Here is a 21077-nt window from a genome sequence, read left to right as displayed (position 1 = left end):
TCCGCGCTTACTTCATGGTCGGGATGACGAACTCGGCGCCTTCCTTGACACCCGAAGGCCAGCGCGAGGTCACGGTCTTGGTCTTGGTGTAGAAGCGCACCGAATCCGGGCCGTGCTGGTTGAGGTCACCGAAGCCCGAACGCTTCCAGCCGCCAAAAGTGTAGTACGCGATCGGAACCGGGATCGGCACGTTGATGCCGACCATGCCGACATTGACCTTGGCCGCGAAGTCGCGCGCCGCGTCGCCGTCGCGGGTGAAGATCGCAACGCCGTTGCCGTAATCATGCTCGGACGGCAGCGCCAGCGCTTCAGCGTAGTCGTGGGCGCGCGCGACGCACAGTACCGGCCCAAAAATCTCTTCCTTGTAGATGCGCATGTCGCGGGTGACGTTGTCGAACAGACAGCCGCCCATGTAGAACCCGTTTTCATAGCCTTGCATCTTGAAGCCGCGGCCATCGACCGCCAGCGTCGCGCCTTCCTTGACGCCGATCTCGACGTAGTTCTTGACCCGCTCCAGCGCTTCGCGCGTCACCAGCGGACCGAAATCCGCGGACGGATCGGTCGAGGGCCCGATCTTCAGCTTCTCGACGCGCGGGATCAGCTTCTCCATCAGCGCATCGGCGGTGGCCTTGCCGACCGGCACCGCCACCGAGATCGCCATGCAGCGCTCGCCGGCCGAACCATAGCCGGCGCCGATCAGCGCATCGACGGTCTGGTCGAGATCGGCATCGGGCATGATGATGGCGTGGTTCTTGGCGCCGCCAAAGCACTGCGCGCGCTTGCCGGTGGCCGCGGCGCGCTCATAGATGTACTGCGCGATCGGCGAGGAGCCGACGAAACCGACGGCGCGGATATCCGGATCGTCCAGGATCGCGTCGACCGCTTCCTTGTCGCCATTGACGACGTTGAGCACGCCGGCCGGCAGCCCGGCTTCGATCAGCAGCGCCGCCAGCGCCATCGGCACCCCGGGGTCGCGCTCCGACGGCTTCAAGATGAAGGCATTGCCGCAGGCCAGCGCCGGGGCGAACTTCCACATCGGGATCATCGCCGGGAAGTTGAACGGGGTGATGCCGGCGACCACGCCGAGCGGCTGGCGCATCGAATAGATGTCGATGCCGGGGCCGGCGCCCTCGGTGTATTCGCCCTTCATCAGATGCGGAATTCCGCAAGCAAATTCAACGACTTCAAGACCGCGCTGGATGTCACCCTTGGCGTCCGGAATGGTCTTGCCATGCTCGCGCGCCAAAAGCTCGGCGAGCTTGTCATAGTCGCGCTGCACCAGTTCCAGGAACTTCATCAGCACGCGCGCGCGGCGCTGCGGATTGGTGGCCGCCCAGTCGCGCTGCGCGGCCTTGGCATTCTCGACGGCGGCACGCAGCTCGGCCTTGGTTGCCAGCGCGACCTTGGCCTGGACCTCGCCGGTCATCGGTTCGAACACGTCGGCGAACCGTCCTGACGTTCCAGCCACTTCACGGCCAGCAATAAAATGCCCAATCGAGCGCATGCGTTTCCTCCGGGTAAGCTTAGATTTGCATAGTCTTTGAACAGGCTTTGGCGCGTTTGGGAAGAGGCCCCGCACGCAATCCTGTTAGCAGCTTATCGCCGTCCCTCAGGGGCGGCAAACCGCCAAACGTTGAATAGGCGGCAGGTCAACGCTGTTGACTGGAGACCGTCCCATTGCTGCTGCGGCGCGCGGTGCGCGCTTTGCTGGCCAAGGCCTTATTGGCAGCTGGTTTGCTGGCAGCTACGGCCACCTTATTGGCGGCGACCTTGCTGGCCACCTTGCCGGCGATCGCTTTGCTGGCAATCGTCTTGCTGGCAATCGTCTTGCTGGCGGCGGCCCGGCGGACTCCCGGCTTGCTGGCAGCTTTGCCCTTCACCGCGGGCCGCGCGGCTCCGGCCTCGGCCTTGGCTGCGAACGCCGCCCGGGAACCGCTAACCGTCACCGAGCCGCCGCGACGCGGCGACGCCGGCACCACCGGCAACGCGGCGCGCCCGGCGGCCAGGATCTCGTCCGACAATTCGCCCGCGCCGGTGACGCGCGCCAGCAGCAAGGTGCCAACCATCGAGGCCAGCATCGCGGACGCCTGCTGACGCGCCTGCTTGGCCGGCACGCCTTCCATCTGCTCCGCCAGCATCTCGATCATGGCCGTCACCTTGGCGGCAAAAGCCCGGCGCGTCTTGGCGGTTTCGCGGGCGATCTCCGCGCCGACCGCCAGCACCGCACAGCCGCGCCCCGGATCGTCGCGGTGCTGCTTGCTGAGATAGGCATCGGCGATCACCGCCAGCCGCTGCGACGGGGGCAGATCATCGGTGAGCTCGCGCCAGCTCGCCATCGAGCGGTCCATCGCGTAGGTGACGGCTTCCACCATCAACGCTTCGCGCGATTCAAAATGCGAGTAGAAGCCGCCATGGGTCAGCCCGGCGTCTTTCATCAGCTCGGCGACGCCGACGCCGTGAATGCCCTTTTCGCGCAGGCGCATCGACGCCTTGCGGACAATGCGATCGTGGGTGGCGTTCTTGTGTTCTTTTGAGTACCGCATCGGCGATCCATCCCTTTAAAGAATGATGATTCCTATCATGGAACCTACTCATTCTCGCTATCGTCATTTTGACGCAGAGCCCCTTTCGATCGGCCTCGCTGATCAGCTCAATTAGTATGGCGTGCGCCATTCTTCACCACCTCAGCTGATCGCTCCCCCTTGATACGGACCGCGCTGGTAGCAGGTACGTCGAAGCTGCGTTCGACACGTTTTGTCCAGCCCTGCTCTCACCGGAATGTCTTTCGTTCTCCCCTACCCTTCGGGCCGGCTTGTCAATGGTCGTCCCGGCGGCCGCCCGTCGCTGCGCGCCCCTGCCCCTGATCACCACCGCCCCGCTTCGTCAGCTGGCCGATCAGGGGCCCTGCCGCCGGACCTTGTCTGTCACAGCGTTGTGTGCACGATAAGCAATTGCAAAAGCAATGCGCCATCATATGATGGTTATCATCCAAACATAGCGGGCGGCCGACGCCGCGCGCTCGCACAGGACCAGGCATGCTTTCTTCCCGGCTCGCCGCACTGCTCAGCCGCCGCGACATTCACTATGGCTGGGTGATGGTGGCGGTAACTTTCCTCACCGCGCTGGTCTCGGCCGGCGCCGTGGGCGCGCCGGGCGTGTTCATCGTGCCGCTGCAGCAGGAATTCGGCTGGAGCGCGGCCGAGATTTCCTCGGCGCTGTCGATCCGCTTCATCCTGTTCGGGCTGATGGCGCCGTTCGCCGCGGCGCTGATGAACCGCTACGGGCTGCGCAATATCGCGCTCGCCGGGCAATTGATCATCGCCACCAGCCTGATCGCCTCGATCGGCATGACGCAAGTCTGGCAACTGATCGCGCTGTGGGGCGTTGCGGTCGGGATCGGCACCGGGCTGACCGCGCTGGTGCTTGGCGCCACCGTGGCGGCGCGCTGGTTTTCCGAACGGCGCGGCCTGGTGGTCGGCATTCTCACCGCCAGCGTCGCCACCGGGCAGCTGGTGTTCCTGCCGATTTTGGCGACGCTGACCGAAAGCTTCGGCTGGCGGGTGGCGCTGCTGCTGCTATGCGGCGCGCTCGCGGTCGCGGCCATTGCGGTGCTGCTGTTGATGCGCGACCGGCCGAGCGATCTCGGGCTGCGCGCCTATGGCGAACGCGGCGATCTGCCGCCCGCCGCCGTGCCGACGCCGCATGGCCCGATCACCAGCGCGGCGCTGGGGGCGCTACGCGACGCCTCGCGCAAGCCGGTGTTCTGGATTCTGTTCGCAACCTTCTTCATCTGCGGCGCCTCGACCAATGGGCTGATCCAGGTGCACCTCATTCCGCTCTGCGCCGATTTCGGCATTCCGCAGGTGCAGGCCGCCGGGCTGCTGGCGGCGATGGGGATTTTCGATTTCGTCGGCACCATTCTGTCGGGCTGGCTGTCGGACCGTTACGACAATCGCTGGCTGCTGTTCTGGTACTACGGGCTGCGCGGGCTATCGCTGCTGTTCCTGCCGTTCAGCGATTTTACGTTCTACGGCCTGTCACTGTTCGCGCTGTTCTACGGCCTGGATTGGATCGCCACCGTGCCGCCAACCGTGCGCCTGACCGCGCAGAATTTTGGCGCCGAGCGCGCCAATCTGGTGTTCGGCTGGGTATTTTGCGGCCATCAGCTCGGCGCCGCCACCGCGGCTTTTGCGGCCGGTCTGTCACGCACCGTGTGGATGAGCTATCTGCCGGCATTCTTCGCCGCCGGTGCGCTGTGTCTGATCGCCGCCAGCATCGCGCTGTTGATTGCCAAGCAGCACAAGCCCGCAGCGGCTTAGATTAGGTTGAAGCGTCATTGCGAGGAGCGCAGCGACGAAGCAATCCAGAAACCCAGTGCCCGGCACCTGGATTGCTTCGCTACGCTCGCAATGACTGGATATTATGGCCTGATACGCATCGACGTCGCGACGCCCGGCGTGCGCAGCGGCTCGGCGAGCCGCGCGAATTCGCACAGCAGCGCGCGGGTTTTGCGCGGATCGATGATCTCCTCGACCCAGAATTTTTCGGCCGAGCGGAACGGTGAGCGCAGCTTGTTGAGCCGCTCCTCGATTTCCTTGAGCTTGGCAGCCGGATCGTCCGCCGCCTCGATCTCGGCGCGATAGGCCGCCTCAATGCCGCCTTCCAGCGGCAGCGAGCCCCAATAGGCCGACGGCCAGGCATAGCGCAGCGAGTGCCGCGCCGCCGGCTGATGCACCACGCCGGCCACGCCAAAGCAGTTGCGCACGATGATGGTGCACCACGGCACCGTGGTCTGGTTGACCGCCGCCATCGCCCGCATGCCGAGGCGGATGGTCGCCGCCTTCTCCGCCTCGAGCCCGATCATGAAACCGGGGCAATCCATCAGATAGACAATCGGCAGATGGAATGTTTCGGCGAGATCGACATAGCGCACCACCTTTTGGCAGGTCTCCGCGGTCCAGGAGCCACCATAGTGATACGGATCGGAGGCGAGCAGAAGCACCGCGCGGCCCTGCAGCCGCGCCAGGCCCGCGATAATCGAGCGGCCGAAATTCTGGCCCATCTCGAAGAACGAGCCCTTATCGACCACCGCTTCGATGATCGGTCGCATCTTATAGACTTGCCGGCGATTGCGCGGCACCGCCTTCAAGAGCGCCTCCTCGGCTCGCTCCGGATCATCTTCGCAAGGCAGCGTCGGCGGCAATTCGTGCACCGAGGACGGCAAATAGGACAGGAACCGGCGCGCGCATTCGAACGCCTCCTGCTCGGTCTCGACCGCATGATCGACCGCGCCGGACCGGGTCTGGATTTCCCAGCCGCCCAGTTGTTGCTTGTCGAGATTCTGGCCAAGCCGCGCTACCACCGGGGGACCGGCGACAAACATCGCCGAATTCTTGGTCATCACCGAATAATGGCTGGCGGCGAGCCGCGCCGCGCCAAGCCCGGCCACCGAGCCGAGCCCAAGCGCCACCACCGGCACCTGCGCCATATTGCCGGTCGTGTACCAGAACCATTCGGTGCCGCCGATGCCGCCCGGCAAATTGGCGGCGCCCTTGGTCTCGATGGTTTTCACCGAGCCGCCGCCGCCCGAGCCTTCGATCACCCGGATGATCGGCAGCCGGAAATCGTGCGCCATCTCCTCGGCCATCTGCGGCTTGTGATGGATCGAGGCATCGGCCGAGCCGCCGCGCACCGTAAAATCGTCGCCGACCACCACCACTGGCCGGCCATCGATTTTGGCACGGCCAAAGATGCAGTTCGCCGGCGTGACGTCGCGCAGTTCGCCATCGGCGTCATAGTCGCCGATGCCGGAAACCGCGCCGATCTCGTGGAAACTGCCGCTGTCGATCAGCCCGTCGATCCGCTCGCGGACCGTCAGCCGCCCCTGGTCATGCTGGCGCTTGACCTTGTCGACGCCGCCCATCTGCCGCGCGAACGCCTCGCGGCGAGCCAGCTCGTCGAGTTCCGGCTTCCAGGTCATTGCTGCTCCCGTTCGGTTTCTTATGCGCCATCGCCGGCCGCGGCGTCAGCTCGCTGCCATCATCATAAAAGCCGATATCGGCATTCTGGATCAGCTTGCTGATATCGGCACCGAGCTTGAGCAGCAGCGGCGCCACTTCATCATGCATCCGCTGCTCGTCATACATCGCCGACAACAGCCCGATCGTGACCGCGACATAGGTCTGATATTGCGGCGACCACAGCGGCATGGCGATGCCGTTGATATGCGGGCTCCACAGCCCGCAGGCGGTGACATAACCGCGCTCGCGCAGCATCGCGCGGTTGCCATCGATGCGATCGCGCAGCACCGCGGCGTCATGCGGAATGTCGCGTTCCATGTCGCGGATCAGAGCCGCGGCGACGTCCGGATCAAGGGCGGCGGTATAGGCATGGCCGGCGGCGGTCCGGGTGATGGCGATCCGGCTGCCGGTCATGGAATGCAGACCGAGCGCCTGCGCCGAACGGGCGAATTCCAGATAGACGAGATGAAAGCGATCCGGGATGACGAAGCCGACTGTGCCCGGGATCTGCTCGGCGGTTTCCTGCAAACGGATCCGGATCAGATGACGAAGCTGCAACCCGCACATCATCGATGCGCTCATCGCCACCGCGCTGGGGCCGATCCGGTATTTCTGATCGCGCGGCAAGTAAACCAGATGACCCATCCGGGTCAGCGTATGCGTCAAGCGCGACACGGTTGAACGTGGCAGCCCGCAACGATTGGAAATTTCCAGATTACCAAGTCGAACCTCATGGCTTCCAAAGCAACGCAGCACGTCGAACGCTCGAGACACCACCTGGATAACATCGCTCGCCCCGCTGTCCTCCCCCGAAATCAGTCCTTTGTTAGTTAAACGTTCCGAGCGTCGTCCCATTTTCTTGATCCAATATTATTGGAGGGAGTTTGCACCGCTCAGCCCCGAGACTGTCCACCGCACCACCCTCAATTCCGCAGAACGGAATAGAATTCCGCTTGAACAGAACGCTACATCAGGCCATGTGAGTGAACAACATCACTCGCAAGAACGCATAGCCCAATTCCTCTACGTCATGCGGTCAGCTGGGCAAGCGCTGCTGCCCTGGGTTGCAGCTGTTCCGCAGCGAATGGAGTATGACATGCCAGATATCAAGATCGTCACAGAGGTCGCCGGCCGGGTATGCGCGCTGCCGATTGCCGTCGGCGACGTGGTCAGCGAAGGTGACGACATCGCTTTTGTTGAAGCGATGAAAATGGAAATTCCGGTTGCCGCGCCGCAAGGCGGCACGCTCACCAGCCTCTTGATACAGCTTGATGACGTGGTTGCCGAAGGGCAGTTAGTGGCGATCATCGCCACCTGAGCGGCCGATCTACAGCGCCGAGGCCGACGCGCGATTACATCAAATTCCGCTGCGTTGGCTCGCGCCACAGTTGCAGTCAGCACCTCCGCCGCGCGACAAACTGCCTCGTGCTGCGATCAGTTCTGCGATCCATTGCTGGCGATCGCCGCGTATTTGCGCGCCGCGGACTACACGAATCACCCTTTGCACGGCGCAGCGCTGCTGCCGCTTGCGATCGTATGCTGATAGTTAATTGGGCATACGCCGGGCAATGTCCTTGGAATCCCTGACACGCGGCTCATGCGAGCAACAGCCGGTCAGCGACCTCTAATACTGAACACTTCGTACTTTGGAAGTAAGTGTTTTATGGCGGCGGCGCTGATAGCAGCCTGATCGCACCACGATCGTAGCGACAGCAGCGGCTTTGCCGGGGCCACTGCTATCAGTCAGCCCGCACCTGTTCCGCAGCGCGAAACACCACCGCATCAACCACCACCACGCCCGCTCCGGCATCGTTGATCAGCACCGGATTGAGATCGACCGACATCACGTCGGCTTGCGCGATCATCAATCGGCCGATCGCGACCACCGCGCGCGCCAGCGCCTCGGTATCCATCGCTGGCTCGCCGCGCACGCCGGCAAACAGCGGCGCGATCCGCAGACTGTGCAGCGCCTCGTTCACTTCGTCCGAACCGAACGGTGGCAACAGCAGCGCGGTGTCGCGCAGCACCTCGACATATTTGCCGCCATCGCCGACCACCACCACCGGCCCGAACACCGGATCGCGATGCGCGCCGATCATCAATTCACGGCGGCCCTGCGCCATCGCGGCGACGATCACGCCGTCAAAGCGCGCGCCTTGCGCGCGAATGATGGCCTCCATGGCGGCAAAGGCCTGGCACGCCGCCGCCTCGTCCCCGACATTGAGCCGCACCAAGCCCAGTTCCGATTTGTGGGCGATGTCGGCCGAGCAGCCTTTCACCACCACCGGCGTTCCGATCGCCGCAACGGCCGCGGCGACCTCGCTTGGCGACCGGCACAGACGATGCGGCACCACCGCAAGGCCGTGCTGCGCCAGCAGCGCCAGGCTGTCGGCCTCATTCAGCATCACCATCGCCTGCGCCGCCGGCTGCCGCGGCGCCTCGCCCCTGCTGCTGGTGCGGCGCGCGGCGGCTTTGGCCATCAGCTCGCGATGCGCCACAAACTGGTGCAGCGCCGTGACCGCCTCGACTTCGGTCGGGAACACGGCGATGCCGCGCTCCGCAAACTGCCGCGCGATAGCGGGCTGCGTCGAAGCCATCAGCACCGGTTTGCCGGTCTGCCGGGCAAGGGCCGCGCTATCCTCGGCAATCCCGGCAATGTCATAGCCCTGGCCGAGCACGGGCAGGCCGATCACAAAGGCGTCGGCGCCCGGATCGGCGGCCAGCACAGGCAGGATTTCACCGAACAGCCGGTCGTTGGACAGCATCGCGGCCGTGAGATCGATCGGATTGGCGGCGGTGGCAAAGCTCGGCAGGATCGCTTTCAATTGCTGATCAATGTGCGGCGCCAGCTCGGCCATCGGCATGCCGACCTCGCTGGCGGCATCGGCGGTCAGCACGCACACCGCGCCGGAATTCGACACCGCCACCAGCCGGCGGCCGGTCGGTTGCCAGCCTTTCAGATACAATTCGCTCGCTTCCACCAAGCCGCGGATATCGGGCGCGCGCCAGATGCCGTGATGGGCCAAAAAGGCATCGACCACCCGGTCCTCATTGGCGAGCGCCCCGGTATGCGACTGCGCGGCGCGCTGGCCGGCGACGCTGCGTCCGGATTTCAGCGCAATGATCGGCAGATCGCGCTCGCGCGCGATCGCGGCCAGTTGCTCAAGATGCCGCGCGTCCGGAATGCTCTCCAGATAGAGCAGCAGCAGTTTCACCTCGGGGTCTTCGGCGACCGCACAGGCCAATTCGCCAACCGAGACGTCGCAATCATTGCCGGTGGCATGGCAGTGGCGCACGCCGATGCCCTTGCGCAGCAGAAAGCTGACCGGCGCGGTCGACAGCGCGCCGGACTGGCTCAGCATCGCGACATGGCCACCAGCGCGATCGAATTCGGTGAACAGCGTCGAGAACGAGACAATGGTGCCGGAGCCGAAATTGGCCAGCCCCTGGGTGTTCGGCCCAACGATGCGCATGCCAGCCTGGCGCGCCGCCGCCGTCATGCGCTGCTCTTTGGCCTTGCCGGCGACCGGGTCGACCTCGCCGAACCCGGACGCCATCACCACCACGGCTTTGACACCGCGCGCGGCGCAGTCCTCCACGGTGCTGACGGCTGTATCGCCAGCCACCGCCACGATCGCCAGGTCCGGCGCTTCCGGCAGATCAGCCAGCGAGCCATAGCTGCGGCGCCCCTGGATTTCCGGCCGGCTCGGATTGATCGGATAGACTGCGCCCTTGAACCCGAACTTGCCGAGATAATGGATCGGCCGGCCGCCGATCTTGTGCGGATTGTCGGACGCGCCGATCACGGCGATCGAGCGTGGATCGAGAAACGCGCGCAAACCGCTCATGAGCCCAGCCGTTGCCGTGTTGCTCGGCGCTGTCGCCGATCGCTGTGCATCACCAACATCATCGGCGGCATCAAACTCCCTGTGGCAGCGCTCTCGATCGGCATCAGGATCGACACTTGCGCATCGATCTAACGTGCGCGTGCGGACAAGATCAAGCGCAGGCAGCCAATGACGGCGCGGCACCGCCCTCGCCTGATTAGCAAGATCATTGACCCCAAAATGGTTTCGCCTATCAAGGCACATCGCGTGCGGCGATCCGGCCGCAACGCCTCATAGCCCCTTGCCAGCCACAGCTCGCCGCCCATGAATCCGCATCGCGAAATATTTGCCAGCCGTCCGGCGACCCTGCGTTTCATGCCCAAGGCGCTGTGGCCTTCCCCGGGCTGGCGCGCCGAGCGCGGCTGCCCGGACAGCCAGTTCATCTGGCAGGACTACCGGATCAGTTCGCGAACCATGGCGAGGCTGCGCGATTTCGCCGGCGCTGGCGAGTTCAATCACGATGATGCGCTGCTGCTACTCGCGCCGCATATCACCGGCTTTCGGCTGACGATGGCGCTGCTGACCCATCCGCGCTGGCCGCTCGCGATCTGGCGCGCGCTGCAGTTTCGCAACCGGCTGCGGCTGCTCGGCCCACTTCTACTCGATGAGCCGTCGGAACTGAGCGTGCAAGCCTGCGCCTGGCGGGTGCATGCCAAGGGGCTTGAGGTCGATCTACACACTCGACTGCAGCAGCGCGGCGCGGTGGTGTGGGACAGCATCGTCACGGTCTATTATCGCGGCCGGTTTGGCGCGCCGCTCAGCCATGGCGAAGCGCACGGTGCGCCTTCGACCTCGCCGACGCTCGACCCATCAGCGCCGCCGGTGGCGCAATGGCGTATCGACAACGGCCGGCGCTGGGAATTCTGCCGCCTCACCGGCGACTACAACCCAATGCATCTCAACGCGCGCTACGCGCATCGCATGGGTTTTGGCGGCGCCTTCCCGCATCCGCAGCGCGTCGCAGCGCAGTGTCTGTCGCATCTTGCCGCAACCGGCGCGCCGCCGCGCCAGCTCGATCTATGGATCAAGGGACCGGCGTTCTTTGGCGCCGAAGCGACGCTGCGGCAGGCGCCCCGCGACGACGGCGGCCAGGATTTCGCGCTCTGGGTGCCGGGCGAGCAACGCCCGGCGCTGGTCGGCAGTCTGTTCCGCGCGCTTTCGGAACCACGCTGCCAGCGTGAGCGCAGCGCGCTCCGCCAGCGTCTCGCGTGACCGGTTAGCGATGGTAGCGCGGCGCGGCGCGATAGGCACCGTGGCGCGGGGCATGGCCATAGCGCGGCGCGTAGCCATGGCGATGGCCGTGCACGTGCCGGTGATGATAGCGATGGTGATGGCGGTAGCCATAGCCCCAGCGCGACACCGTGGCCTCACGATAATACGGCGCCGGCGCGAACATGCCCGGGCCGGAATAGACCGGGCCCTGATTGACATAGAAATATTGCGGCGACGGATCGGGCAGCCGTTCGTATTCGACATAGCCGTAGTAACCGCCGCCATAGCCGTAGCCATAACCATAGCCCACGCCGCCGCATGGCATCGGCGCCGCGACATAGCCGCCGCACGGCGCGCAGCCGGACGCATACCAGCCGCCGCAGGCCTCGGCCGGTGTCGCCGACACGGCGAACAGCGCGGCTACGGCCACCAGTCCTGAAACGAGGGTCTGACGCATGTACTCTCTCCTGTCGGTCATGGTGGTGCTGGTTCAGTTGCGCGGCCGAAAATCACGCCGCGGCCCTGGCAGCTCCGGCGCCAGGATCACCGGCGGCGGTTCGACCATCGGCTGCGGCATCGGCGGCGCCGATTCTGCCGACCATGACTGGTGAAAACTCTCGGCCGGTTTCGGCAGCTTGCGGTTTTCCGGCGGCTCGATTTCAAGGCGGCCATAGCCGACCTGTTCGCCGGTGGCACCCGGATAGTAATGGCCGACATTGAGCGGCGGCACGCGCCGGCCGCCATAGATGGTGGGCTGCACCTTATTGCCGCGCGCCAGCCCCCAATCGCCTTCGATCACGGCGTAAGAGGCATCGCGGCCGTTGATGATGATCGGCACGCCGGGCCGACCGGGAATCACGATCTGCGGACCGCTCTCCAGCGCGGCTGCGCCGAGCGCCGAGCCGATCCACACCGCCACCGTCAGCGCTGCCCGCATCACAGTCTCCTCATGCCCCGCGGATGGTAGCCGCAATCAGCTCAAGATGCGTTAAGGGGCGCGAACGACCTGCCGGTAAGGCTAACGGGCCGTGGCTGGGCACCGCCGCGGTCGCTGTGGCGAAACGTGGCCGATGGGCGATAATGCTGCTGGCGCAGGGATGCGGCCGCCCACCGACGGCCTCAAGCGGCCCCGCCGGCACAAATCCCGGCCAGCGTCTTGTCGGCAGCGCAGTACGCTGCTAGCTGTGCGGGCGCGCCGGCGTAGCACAGCGGTAGTGCAGCGGTTTTGTAAACCGAAGGTCGGGAGTTCGATCCTCTCCGCCGGCACCATTTATCTATTTGCAATAATTAGACTTTCACGACCAGCTTGCCAAAAAGACGTCTGACAGGACCAGCCCCCGTCACGCCTGTCTATGTGACCCTTCCGCGCGCTACCAAATCGAAACTATGCCTTGATGCTATGGTTTGCTACGAATAGCTCCATCTCAGGGAGAGACTTGTGACCAAGACCATCCGTGCAGCAGCCGGTCGCGTAGCCGACAGTTTCGTGCAGGGCATTGCGCAAATGGGCACTCTTACGATGTCCGAGCGTCGCAAGCCGGCACCACGAAAAACCGCCGCCGAAGCTCTTCGTGGCGATTGGGCTCGGCTGGGCGGCGACATGGAGCGCGCGGTCAGGAAAGTCAAAGAACGTGAGTCGGCGCAGTAGAAAGCCCTCCAATTCTCCGGCGGACACGACCCAGCCTAACCAGCAGTCAAAAACCGTCATGCATCAGAGGACCACGATCGCCGGCTGGCAAGGTCCCTTTGCCTCCTCCAGGAGCACTGGAGGAGTTTGATCGAATTGTTCCAGGTTCAGCGGCCAGGATCATCGACCAGTTCGAGAAAGAGGCCGAGCACAGGCACACCTTGGAAGATCGCGATGCACGTTTGATTGTCCGCGACACCCACATTGGGCAGTTCTTGGCCGGACTTTTCGCAATCATCGTGTTTGGCGTCGTCGCCTTCGCCATTGCGGAGGGTGCATTCATTACCGCAGCGGTCATTGGCGGCAGTACTGCAATCAGCGTCAGCATCACTGCATTCCTGCGACGTCCGAGGAAGTAGCCTCGGTGCATCTCCACTAAAGCAAGTCCTCGCCGATAGCCTCTGCATGGCGGCTCGGCCGCATCATTCATAGATGTGGAAAAACTGTTGATAAGAATCGGATACTTCCTACCGTTCAGAGCTTTATGACCAAACGGCAGCTCTATCGGCGTGTGGAAAACCATCTCCCCGGCCCAGCCTCTGCGACCGCCGCGTGCAGCGCGAGACGGCGCCCTTGACGGCGACTCGCGCCGCTGATTCCATGGCGCACCTACGGAGGCTCCCATGCAGCGGCACATTCTTCACGAGTTCATGACAGGTCAGGACTCGGCAGGCGCGCAGAGCTACCGGCGCTTGATGAAAATCCTGGTGACGCTGACCATCAGCTACGCCGCCGGGATCTCCTGCTTTCTCTACCTGATCACGGACTGAACGCCCGCTTGTGCCGCGGCGCATCTCGCCGCGACAGCATCGTGCCTGGTTCGGCGCGCATTGAGCCAACGCGGCAGATGGCAGGCCGCCCGAGGGCACCCCGCGCTGGCCGCGCTGTTACACCAGCGACCAAAGCGCCAGCACATTGACGATACAGGCCGCAAACAGTCCAAGCGCCAGACCTGCGGCCAGTCCGTTGGGATAGTTTGGTGAGATCGTGTTCATTGCCTGCAGATGATCGGGCGATTCGGTGTCAAGAGTCCCGCAGCTTATTTTTTTGCAGATTCAGAACTCGTTTACGTTTGATTCTCGCTTCCAACCGCCACCAGCCCTGGCAGTAGCCGCCTGCCCGCTCCCAAGCTCAGCACGTAACTCGAGCGCGTGCCGTGACAGGTTCAGGCCAAAGCCTGCTGATGCAGGGGGCTGATGAGATGCGCGTTAGTACCTCGTGACCGGCGGCCCGCCCCAGCCGAAGCGATAGTTCACGCCGGCTTTGACGGTGTGTTCGTCGTTACGGATGTTGGTGCCGACCAGTTCGGCCGGACCGCTGCTCACCGTGGTGTTGCCGAAATTGTAGTACTGATACTCGACCTTGGCCGACCAGTTCGGCGCAAACAGATATTCCAGGCCGCCGCCGATGGTGTAGCCATCGCGCTTATTGCCACTGGCGGTGATCGGCTGCGCCACGCCGGCGACGCTCGCGCTCAAACTGTTGTCGCGGAACGCATAGCCGCCCTTGCCATAGAGCAGCGCCGGGCCCCAGCTATAGCCGAGCCGGCCGGTCACCGAGCCGATACCGCTGGTGTCCTCGGTCAGCAGCGTGCCGCCGGGATACAGCAGACTGCCGCTGCTGTTGCTCGGCAGCCAGCTATATTGCGCCTCGACGCCGATCACCCAGTTGCGCGCAAAATTAAAGTCGGCACCGCCCTGCACGCCGGCCAGCAACCGGCCGTCGCTGCCGACAATGGTGTCGCTGCCGGCGAAGGCACCGCCGAGCTGGCCGCCGACATAAAAGCCGGTCCAGTTGTAAACCGCCTCCGGCGCCGAGGCCGGGGCGGCGGCGGTGGGGCGCGGCAGATCGGCCGCCAACGCCGGAGCCGCCAGCATCAGCGCAGCGGCTGCACCGAGCAGAAGCTTCGTCATCGGGCTCCCCTTCACGCTTGACCACGCCAGCTGCCGCCTCACGGAACGGCGGCTATGGACGAGTCACACAACAACCTGTCTTTGATTTGGTTGCTTCACGGCCCGGAAGGTTCACCGCCGTGACGATTTTGCGCTTTGGAGGATTTTGCGCCGCGCGCCGGTCCGGCTGGCGCTCAGCGCGTCAATTTCTCGAGATCGGCAAACGGGGCGTAGCTGACGCCGCCGCACAGTTCCTCGGTGTCGTCGACCGCGCGGTCGAGCCGGCCATCGACGAACACCACCGCCTGCTCCTGCAAACCGCGCAGCCGGCCGTCGGACTGGCGCGCATTGTAACGCACGCAGGCGACATAACGCGGCCGGCCGCCGACCTTGCGCAACACCGGCTCGGCCAGCGCCGCTTCGCGCACGCCGACCGGATTGGTGAGATAGGTTTTATAGAACGCCAGCAGCTCGGCCCGGAAATTTTGCGGAAACGGCTGGTTCGCGCCTTCGGTCGGCACCGTCAGACCGCTGCCGGCGCCGCAGCCTGCAAGCGCCAACGCCAGCAACGCGGCCGGGCCCAGCATCGCATGACGGAAGGTCGGAAATGCCACTTTCACCACAGAACCCGCGTCGTTTGCCCCTTTTGGCCGTCATAGACCGTCACACGGACAAAGTGAATTGCCAACGACGGTAGCGACCAGCGGTCGCACTGCGCCGGGCACGACGCCGGCACGCGACCGACTACCGTCTCGACAATCGCCCGGCAGGTCGTATAGAGCACGGCAGCGTTCTACCCCTCGCCGCCGCTCGCAAAGGCTGCTCCCAATGACTCATCCCTCGCGCTACTCCCGGATCGCCTTCGTCGCGAGTCCCGGCGCAGAGGCGCAAACGGCGCTGGCGCAGCTGATCGATGCCTATGGCAATGTCGAGCCGGCCGACGCCGACGTGATCGTGGCGCTGGGCGGCGACGGCTTGATGCTGCAGACGCTGCACGACCATATGCGCACCGGCAAGCCGATCTACGGCATGCATCGCGGCACGGTCGGCTTCCTGATGAACGAATACAGCGCGGTCGATCTCCGTGGCCGGCTGGCCGCGGCACGCGACACCGTGATCCATCCGCTGTTGATGCGCGCCACCGACGTCAATGGCGAGGTGCACATCCACCACGCCATCAATGAAGTGGCGCTGTTCCGCCAGACCCATCAGGCCGCGCGGCTGCGCATCCTGATCGACGAGCGCGAGCGCATGTCCGAGCTGGTCGCGGACGGCGTGATGGTCGCCACTCCGGCTGGCTCCACCGCCTACAATCTGTCGGCGCAAGGGCCGATCCTGCCGATCAACGCGCAATTGCTGGCCTTGACGCCGATCTGCCCGTTCAGGCCGCGGCGCTGGCGCGGCGCGCTGCTGCCCAATAGCGCGTTTGTGGTGATCGAGGTGCTGGAGGGCGACAAGCGCCCGGTCGCGGCGGTCGCCGATCATGACGAAGCGCGCAACGTGCGCCGCGTCGAGGTGATCTCTGACAAGAAGATCTCGATGCGGATGCTGTTCGATCCCGGCCACAGCCTGGAAGAACGGATCTTGCGCGAGCAGTTCGGCCCGTAGCCGCCGCCCTTTGGTTAACAACTGGTTAGCAGTGCGAACGAGACGCGGCCGATCGTGCCGCCGCGCAACGCTTCGTTAACGACGCTTGCCTATCGTTAATGGCGAGTATACCGGCCCTGCCCGGGCGCGCGCCAAGGCCGAACCATGTTTCGCATCGACTTCAACAAACTTCGATTCCTGGTCTGCGACGACAATCCGCATATGCGCCGCATCCTGCGCACGCTGCTGCATTCGTTTGGCGCGCGTGAAGTCTATGAGGCCGAGGACGGCGCGACCGCGCTGGAAATGTACAGCCTGTACGCACCCGACATCGTGATCACCGACTGGGCGATGCCGATTTTTGACGGGCTGGAATTGTCGCAGATGATCCGGCAGCCGGACACCAAGGGCAATCCGTTCGCGCCGATCATCATGCTGACCGCGCATTCGGAAAAGCGCCGCGTGACGCTGGCGCGCGACGCTGGCGTCACGGAGTTTTTGGCCAAGCCGATTTCGGCCAAGGGCCTCTATCAGCGCGTGCTCAATTGCGTGGCCAATCCCCGGCCGTTCATCAAGACCCGTAATTACTTTGGGCCTGATCGCCGTCGCAATCCCAACGCCAATACCTATATCGGTCCTGAGCGCCGCTCCGGCGGCGAAGCCGAGACCATTCACCAACCCTCGCTGCTCGATAAAGCCCGAGTCACGGGATAACCACCGCCATGGCCAAAGCCAAAAAAACCGAGCTGCAGGTGCAGACCTTCGCCACCCACCAGGTGATCACCCAGCCCAATCCGCTGCGCGGCGCGCTACGCATCGGCGGCGACGAGCACGACGATCCGATCGCGCGCGCCGAACAGGCGCTGGCCGAACTATCAAGCGAGTTTCGCGACTGGATGGCGATCGAGTGCCAGCGACTCGCCGACGCTTACGTCAATGTGCAGCAGCACGGCTTTACCAAGACCACGCGCGAGGAATTGTTTCGCGCCTCCCATGACATCAAGGGCGAAGCGGCGACCTTCGGCTATCCGACCGCCGCTGCCGCCGCCGACAGCCTGTGCCGCATCATCGAACACGCGCCTGATCTCACCAAAGTTCCGACCGAGCTGATCGACAACCACGTCAAGGCGATTCAGGCGATCGTGCGCGAGCACGCCCGTATCGACAAATTCGGTGTGCAGCAGGAGCTGAGCCGCAGGCTGCGCGCGGTCGCCGACGAGTATCTCGCCGCCGTCAATCACGATCGCCCAGAACATCTGGAAGCGATTCTGGCGCCGAGCATCGTGCCGGCGGACTAATCTCCGAATGCGGACTAATCTCCGAATAGCGGCTGGTTCAATCGTTATGGCCGGGCTCGTCCCGGCCATCGACGTCTTTGGTCTTCCATATTTCAGAGCATGTGCACCCGCGACCAGGGCGCGGGCGTGACCAACCACGTGTCGTTGAATTAGGCGACCATCCAACGCTGTTCTTGCTCAGCCAGCGTATCCTCTGCTAGCAATTCACCGCAGAACCGGCTGGCCTCTTCGCGCGCCGACTCGGTGGCGAAGCGGCGCAGCAGGATCAGCAGCGGATCAGCAACCGCGGCGTCGGTTTCGCAGCGGGTCAGCACCCGCTCGACCATGCGCCGTTGCAGGCCGGCGGCGCCGCTTTCGCTATCAACGAAGCCGATTTCCCGGATCGCTTCCAGCGCCGCGCGGAACGCGGCATGGGTGGCTTCCGGCAGACCGGCGCGCTTCAGCAGCGCTTTCAGGCTGGCACTGGCGCCATCATGCACCAGCGCCATCACCCGCGCGCAGGGCAGATCGGCGAGCTCGGCGAGCGCATGGCTGAACAGATCGAGATTGCCGGACAGCAGCGCGCGCAGAATGAGGCCAGCGGTGAGATGGCCGGTGGCGCGCAGATGCCGCATCAAGGCCAGCATATCGTCTTCATGCGAGCGCGACGCCACCAGCATGATCGAGCGATCGCGCGTTTCATCCATCAGGCGCTCGGCACGCTCCGCGCTGAGCCAACGCCGCGCCACCACGAACTGCGTCAACGTGTCGGACAGCTTGGTGACCAGCGCCATCCGCGTCGCCGATGGCAGATCGTCCAGCACCAGCATCGCCTCGCGGATCGCGGCGAGATGGCCGTGGCGTTCGACAATGCGATCCCAGGAAAACGGCGCCAGTTCCGCGTGCGGATTTTCGATCAGTTCGAGTGCCGCCGCGGCACTGCCGACCTCGGCGATCGCGGCGCCGACCGGCGCAGGCAACCCCGCGCGGCGCGCCACCGCGCACTGCACTTCGGAGCTGCCAGTGGCGACGATATCGACCAGATCGGCGTCGATCAGCAGCGGCGAGAATTCCAGGACAGGCAGTGCGACCGCGGGCTGATCCACCGACAGCGCGCGCACCACCGCGGGTGGCGCGTCGGCGCTCTGCGCAAATACTTCGGCCATCGCTTGTCGCACCAGCGGCGAGCGATCGTCGAGCAGCATCAACAGCGCGCCTTCGGCGGCAGCGCGGTCCTCGTCAGACAGATCGGAGATTAGCCAGGCCCGCGCCAAGGCGCGCGTGGCTTCTGCGCGTTCGCCCGCCGAAGCCGTACGGATCCAACTGATGAACTGCCGAACGATCATGGGTGAACTGACGCAACGGGCTGTAGCAACACGACGCTGCCACCTCTCATTCACACACCATAAACCATGACGCTTAACAAAGGGTTCACCATAAACGTTTGGCTTTGTTGCCGTTTCGTTAACGATGCCACGTGTTGAAGATTCGCGCCGAATGCAAGAGCCCGCGCGTGATGATCACGCGCGAAGGTCCATCAGATGACGACTAACCGCTGAAAGTGCCGGAGCGATCGCTGAACAGATCAAGCGGCTGCGGCGCGCGCAGCGTCGGCTGCTGTGCCAATCCATCAGCGCTAGTGCTGTTGGCGGTCGTGGTGAGCGAAGCGCGATTGCCCCACAATTCCTGCACTGCATTTGACACCGGCTGGTCGCGCTCCCCGCCCTGGTACAGCGAGCGGAAGATCGGCTCTGGCGATGTGCTACGCGCCGCGACCGGCGTTGCCGTGCTGGTCGACGGCACCGCCGTGGCATTGGTGCCGGAGCGTAGATCGGGAAGTCTCGACAGGAACGCGGCGTTGTCGGCCACCGTGACCTCTGAGGCGACCGGCGCAAAACTGCTCGCCATCGCCGGCAGCGTTCCGTTGGCAGCGATCGCGTTTTGCGTGGACGATGCATTGACCGCGCGATCATAGCGCGAGGTCAGCTCGGCATAGACTTGCGACACGCTGCGGGCATTGCCGCTGCGGTCGTAAAAGATCGACTGATTGGCGGCGGCGGCATTGGGAAACAGCGCCGCGCCGGGCATGCCGGGATTGCTCTCGGCGCTGTTGATCAGCTTGGCGGCGCCGCCGACGCCCATGAAATGCGCCATGTAGAGTTCGGCATCGCTCGGGCGGCGGCCGATCTCGCCGGTCAGCTTAAAACTGTTGGACTGAGTCAGCACCCCGGCCATCGCCGAGGACGCCACCGGATCGTCGCGCAGCTTGAGAATCTCTGCGCGCGCGGCTGGGTCGGCCACCGTATAGCCGCCGGACGGCGTGCGGCTGATCGCATCGGCATATTGGCCGTAGCCAAAGTGCGCGCCCGCTTCTTTCACGGTGCCGAGCCAGGTCTGTTCGATGAACTGAAACAGACCTTTGGCACTGGAGGTGGTCGCGGTCGCGGTCGGATTGAAATCCGATTCCATTTTCGCGGTGGCGAGCAGATAGGAAAAGCTGGTGCCGGTCTGGCCAGCGGCGTTCTTGATCGCACCGGCGACCTGCGCGCGCGCCGGTGTCAGCGCGGTAGTTGAGAGATTTGCTGCTTCGACCGACATCTGTGTCCCCGCTCCCGCGCGAGACGGCCGCTCGGACGCTGGCGGCGCAATGGCGCCTATGACTCGGCAATGTGGTTAGTTATGGTTAACGCACCGTTAATGCCGGCATTGTCGAGCCAAAATCAGCAACTTGGAGATCGCCTTAACCGCGTATTAATACGCGCGGGCGCCAGATAAGGTTGCGAGTAACGCTTCTGACAACCATCGAGCGAGGACGCCATGACCAGCATTGCCAACACCACCAGCGGCGCGCTGTCCCGCAGCCCGCTCCCGATCGCCGCGACCGCCGCGAAAGGCAGCCCGGCCACTGCCGCCACCACTGCTACGGCACAGGTAACTAACTCGGACACTGTCGAGTTGTCGGATCAGGCCAAGGCGCTGCTTCAGCTCCAGAAGGATCTGTCGATGACCTTCGAGGAGCGGCTGCAGAAGCGCTCCGACGCGCTGGCCGAAAAACTGAGCAAGGCGTTTGCGAAGATAAACGTCAATCTCGACGACGCCGTGCGGCTCAAGGTCGACAAATTCGGCAATGTCACATCGGAAGGCCCCTGGAAGGAGAAGATCGAAGAGCTGTTCCGGGACGATCCTGCTCTCGCCAAGGAGCTGAAGGAGATTTCAGCGCTCAATGCGCTGAAGGCGGCGCAGACCGCGCTCGATCTCTACAACAAGGAGAAGGGCCAGCTCGGCAGCAAGCAGCAGTCTGACGCTTGGACCCGCTACAATATTCGAACGATCAACATTCAGTCGCTGTCGGGGGTGATCTCACTGCAGGACGGCAAGCTGCGCTCCGCCGCGGTCGATTTCATCGACACCATTGCCGATCCGAACGGCATCAAGGCATCGGCGGAGGACGTCGCCAACCGGCTGGCGTAATCGCCGCAGCACTGAACTGGCGGCGGGGCTCGTCTGTGCCCGCC

The 21077-nt window shown here is 64.4% G+C and carries 20 protein-coding genes, 1 tRNA gene and 1 pseudogene; 11 read left to right on the top strand and 11 right to left on the bottom strand.

Features of this window, described 5'->3' with window-relative positions:
• Positions 1-7: 7 nt before the first annotated feature.
• Positions 8-1504 carry a CoA-acylating methylmalonate-semialdehyde dehydrogenase gene (locus BJ122_RS00575; RefSeq protein ID WP_110779254.1) on the bottom strand — a complete coding sequence of 499 codons (1497 nt, stop codon included), beginning with the start codon at positions 1502-1504 and terminating at the stop codon, positions 8-10.
• 385 nt (positions 1505-1889) lie between these two features.
• Positions 1890-2543 (bottom strand): annotated as a pseudogene (locus BJ122_RS19490) (TetR/AcrR family transcriptional regulator); the annotation flags it as partial.
• 492 nt (positions 2544-3035) lie between these two features.
• Between BJ122_RS19490 and BJ122_RS00565 the strand changes: the two are divergent.
• Positions 3036-4319, top strand: a complete 1284-nt coding sequence (locus BJ122_RS00565; protein WP_110779252.1) for an MFS transporter — start codon at positions 3036-3038, stop codon at positions 4317-4319.
• A gap of 101 nt (positions 4320-4420) precedes the next feature.
• Here BJ122_RS00565 and BJ122_RS00560 read toward each other — a convergent pair whose 3' ends face one another.
• Both BJ122_RS00560 and BJ122_RS00555 read right to left on the bottom strand, forming a co-directional pair.
• Complete coding sequence (locus tag BJ122_RS00560) at positions 4421-5980, bottom strand: acyl-CoA carboxylase subunit beta (RefSeq protein ID WP_110779251.1); 1560 nt, start codon at positions 5978-5980, stop codon at positions 4421-4423.
• A complete protein-coding gene (locus BJ122_RS00555; RefSeq protein ID WP_027277543.1) occupies positions 5889-6875 on the bottom strand; it encodes an IclR family transcriptional regulator in 987 nt (328 codons plus the stop codon). The genes BJ122_RS00560 and BJ122_RS00555 overlap by 92 nt, the downstream gene beginning before the upstream one ends.
• A 241-nt stretch (positions 6876-7116) precedes the next feature.
• Between BJ122_RS00555 and BJ122_RS00550 the strand changes: the two genes are divergently transcribed.
• Positions 7117-7338 carry an acyl-CoA carboxylase biotin carboxyl carrier protein subunit gene (locus tag BJ122_RS00550; RefSeq protein ID WP_110779432.1) on the top strand — a complete coding sequence of 74 codons (222 nt, stop codon included), beginning with the start codon at positions 7117-7119 and terminating at the stop codon, positions 7336-7338.
• A gap of 421 nt (positions 7339-7759) precedes the next feature.
• Here the strand turns inward: BJ122_RS00550 and BJ122_RS00545 are convergent, their stop codons facing one another.
• Positions 7760-9868 carry an acetate--CoA ligase family protein gene (locus tag BJ122_RS00545; protein ID WP_110779250.1) on the bottom strand — a complete coding sequence of 703 codons (2109 nt, stop codon included), beginning with the start codon at positions 9866-9868 and terminating at the stop codon, positions 7760-7762.
• Between the two features lie 303 nt (positions 9869-10171).
• Between BJ122_RS00545 and BJ122_RS00540 the strand changes: the two genes are divergently transcribed.
• A complete protein-coding gene (locus BJ122_RS00540; RefSeq protein ID WP_110779249.1) occupies positions 10172-11119 on the top strand; it encodes a hotdog fold domain-containing protein in 948 nt (315 codons plus the stop codon).
• A gap of 4 nt (positions 11120-11123) precedes the next feature.
• Here BJ122_RS00540 and BJ122_RS00535 read toward each other — a convergent pair whose 3' ends face one another.
• Both BJ122_RS00535 and BJ122_RS00530 read right to left on the bottom strand, forming a co-directional pair.
• Positions 11124-11576 (bottom strand): hypothetical protein, encoded by a 453-nt coding sequence (locus BJ122_RS00535; RefSeq protein WP_110779248.1) that lies wholly within the window; start codon positions 11574-11576, stop codon positions 11124-11126.
• Positions 11577-11609: 33 nt separating this feature from the next.
• Positions 11610-12056 carry a hypothetical protein gene (locus BJ122_RS00530; RefSeq protein ID WP_110779247.1) on the bottom strand — a complete coding sequence of 149 codons (447 nt, stop codon included), beginning with the start codon at positions 12054-12056 and terminating at the stop codon, positions 11610-11612.
• A 257-nt stretch (positions 12057-12313) separates the two neighbouring features.
• Between BJ122_RS00530 and BJ122_RS00525 the strand changes: the two genes are divergently transcribed.
• From BJ122_RS00525 to BJ122_RS19090, 4 genes are all read left to right on the top strand, one after another.
• Positions 12314-12388, top strand: a tRNA-Thr gene (locus tag BJ122_RS00525).
• Between the two features lie 169 nt (positions 12389-12557).
• Entirely contained in the window at positions 12558-12767 is a 210-nt protein-coding gene (locus tag BJ122_RS18910) for a hypothetical protein (protein WP_146227124.1), read from the top strand.
• 98 nt (positions 12768-12865) lie between these two features.
• Positions 12866-13165 carry a DUF2335 domain-containing protein gene (locus BJ122_RS19855; RefSeq protein WP_181418839.1) on the top strand — a complete coding sequence of 100 codons (300 nt, stop codon included), beginning with the start codon at positions 12866-12868 and terminating at the stop codon, positions 13163-13165.
• Positions 13166-13429: 264 nt separating this feature from the next.
• Positions 13430-13576, top strand: coding sequence for a hypothetical protein (locus tag BJ122_RS19090; protein ID WP_181418838.1), 147 nt, complete (start codon positions 13430-13432; stop codon positions 13574-13576).
• Positions 13577-14014: 438 nt separating this feature from the next.
• Here BJ122_RS19090 and BJ122_RS00510 read toward each other — a convergent pair whose 3' ends face one another.
• Together BJ122_RS00510 and BJ122_RS00505 are read right to left on the bottom strand one after the other, a co-directional pair.
• Positions 14015-14719: an outer membrane protein gene (locus BJ122_RS00510; protein WP_110779244.1), complete on the bottom strand. Its 705-nt coding sequence runs from the start codon at positions 14717-14719 to the stop codon at positions 14015-14017.
• A gap of 173 nt (positions 14720-14892) precedes the next feature.
• The gene (locus tag BJ122_RS00505) at positions 14893-15285 is read right to left on the bottom strand and encodes a hypothetical protein (RefSeq protein ID WP_110779431.1); all 393 of its coding nucleotides are present in this window, start codon (positions 15283-15285) and stop codon (positions 14893-14895) included.
• A 241-nt stretch (positions 15286-15526) separates the two neighbouring features.
• Between BJ122_RS00505 and BJ122_RS00500 the strand changes: the two genes are divergently transcribed.
• The 3 genes from BJ122_RS00500 to BJ122_RS00490 all read left to right on the top strand — a co-directional run bounded on the left by BJ122_RS00500 (position 15527) and on the right by BJ122_RS00490 (position 17583).
• Entirely contained in the window at positions 15527-16306 is a 780-nt protein-coding gene (locus BJ122_RS00500) for an NAD kinase (protein WP_110779243.1), read from the top strand.
• A 144-nt stretch (positions 16307-16450) separates the two neighbouring features.
• Positions 16451-16999: a response regulator gene (locus BJ122_RS00495; RefSeq protein WP_027277550.1), complete on the top strand. Its 549-nt coding sequence runs from the start codon at positions 16451-16453 to the stop codon at positions 16997-16999.
• An 8-nt stretch (positions 17000-17007) separates the two neighbouring features.
• Positions 17008-17583, top strand: coding sequence for an Hpt domain-containing protein (locus BJ122_RS00490; RefSeq protein ID WP_110779242.1), 576 nt, complete (start codon positions 17008-17010; stop codon positions 17581-17583).
• A 149-nt stretch (positions 17584-17732) separates the two neighbouring features.
• Here BJ122_RS00490 and BJ122_RS00485 read toward each other — a convergent pair whose 3' ends face one another.
• Both BJ122_RS00485 and BJ122_RS00480 read right to left on the bottom strand, forming a co-directional pair.
• Positions 17733-18908 (bottom strand): DUF2336 domain-containing protein, encoded by a 1176-nt coding sequence (locus BJ122_RS00485; protein ID WP_110779241.1) that lies wholly within the window; start codon positions 18906-18908, stop codon positions 17733-17735.
• Between the two features lie 202 nt (positions 18909-19110).
• Positions 19111-20160 carry a transglycosylase SLT domain-containing protein gene (locus BJ122_RS00480; RefSeq protein WP_110779240.1) on the bottom strand — a complete coding sequence of 350 codons (1050 nt, stop codon included), beginning with the start codon at positions 20158-20160 and terminating at the stop codon, positions 19111-19113.
• Between the two features lie 219 nt (positions 20161-20379).
• Between BJ122_RS00480 and BJ122_RS00475 the strand changes: the two genes are divergently transcribed.
• Positions 20380-21033, top strand: a complete 654-nt coding sequence (locus BJ122_RS00475; RefSeq protein ID WP_110779239.1) for a hypothetical protein — start codon at positions 20380-20382, stop codon at positions 21031-21033.
• Positions 21034-21077 lie beyond the last annotated feature (44 nt).

The sequence above is a fragment of the Rhodopseudomonas faecalis genome, assembly GCF_003217325.1.
GTDB classification, from domain to species: Bacteria; Pseudomonadota; Alphaproteobacteria; order Rhizobiales; family Xanthobacteraceae; genus Rhodopseudomonas; species Rhodopseudomonas faecalis.
Note: the sequence above shows the minus strand (reverse complement) of the source record. Positions and strands in the feature narration are given on the sequence as shown.

Excerpts from the sequence above, each read along its gene's own strand:
- BJ122_RS00575 (WP_110779254.1), bottom strand. The coding sequence starts at position 1,504 with ATGCGCTCGATTGGGCATTTTATTGCTGGCCGTGAAGTGGCTGGAACG.
- BJ122_RS00565 (WP_110779252.1), top strand. The coding sequence starts at position 3,036 with ATGCTTTCTTCCCGGCTCGCCGCACTGCTCAGCCGCCGCGACATTCAC.
- BJ122_RS00560 (WP_110779251.1), bottom strand. The coding sequence starts at position 5,980 with ATGACCTGGAAGCCGGAACTCGACGAGCTGGCTCGCCGCGAGGCGTTC.
- BJ122_RS00555 (WP_027277543.1), bottom strand. The coding sequence starts at position 6,875 with ATGGGACGACGCTCGGAACGTTTAACTAACAAAGGACTGATTTCGGGG.
- BJ122_RS00550 (WP_110779432.1), top strand. The coding sequence starts at position 7,117 with ATGCCAGATATCAAGATCGTCACAGAGGTCGCCGGCCGGGTATGCGCG.
- BJ122_RS00545 (WP_110779250.1), bottom strand. The coding sequence starts at position 9,868 with ATGAGCGGTTTGCGCGCGTTTCTCGATCCACGCTCGATCGCCGTGATC.
- BJ122_RS00540 (WP_110779249.1), top strand. The coding sequence starts at position 10,172 with ATGAATCCGCATCGCGAAATATTTGCCAGCCGTCCGGCGACCCTGCGT.
- BJ122_RS00535 (WP_110779248.1), bottom strand. The coding sequence starts at position 11,576 with ATGCGTCAGACCCTCGTTTCAGGACTGGTGGCCGTAGCCGCGCTGTTC.
- BJ122_RS00530 (WP_110779247.1), bottom strand. The coding sequence starts at position 12,056 with ATGCGGGCAGCGCTGACGGTGGCGGTGTGGATCGGCTCGGCGCTCGGC.
- BJ122_RS19090 (WP_181418838.1), top strand. The coding sequence starts at position 13,430 with ATGCAGCGGCACATTCTTCACGAGTTCATGACAGGTCAGGACTCGGCA.
- BJ122_RS00510 (WP_110779244.1), bottom strand. The coding sequence starts at position 14,719 with ATGACGAAGCTTCTGCTCGGTGCAGCCGCTGCGCTGATGCTGGCGGCT.
- BJ122_RS00505 (WP_110779431.1), bottom strand. The coding sequence starts at position 15,285 with ATGCTGGGCCCGGCCGCGTTGCTGGCGTTGGCGCTTGCAGGCTGCGGC.
- BJ122_RS00500 (WP_110779243.1), top strand. The coding sequence starts at position 15,527 with ATGACTCATCCCTCGCGCTACTCCCGGATCGCCTTCGTCGCGAGTCCC.
- BJ122_RS00495 (WP_027277550.1), top strand. The coding sequence starts at position 16,451 with ATGTTTCGCATCGACTTCAACAAACTTCGATTCCTGGTCTGCGACGAC.
- BJ122_RS00490 (WP_110779242.1), top strand. The coding sequence starts at position 17,008 with ATGGCCAAAGCCAAAAAAACCGAGCTGCAGGTGCAGACCTTCGCCACC.
- BJ122_RS00485 (WP_110779241.1), bottom strand. The coding sequence starts at position 18,908 with ATGATCGTTCGGCAGTTCATCAGTTGGATCCGTACGGCTTCGGCGGGC.
- BJ122_RS00480 (WP_110779240.1), bottom strand. The coding sequence starts at position 20,160 with ATGTCGGTCGAAGCAGCAAATCTCTCAACTACCGCGCTGACACCGGCG.
- BJ122_RS00475 (WP_110779239.1), top strand. The coding sequence starts at position 20,380 with ATGACCAGCATTGCCAACACCACCAGCGGCGCGCTGTCCCGCAGCCCG.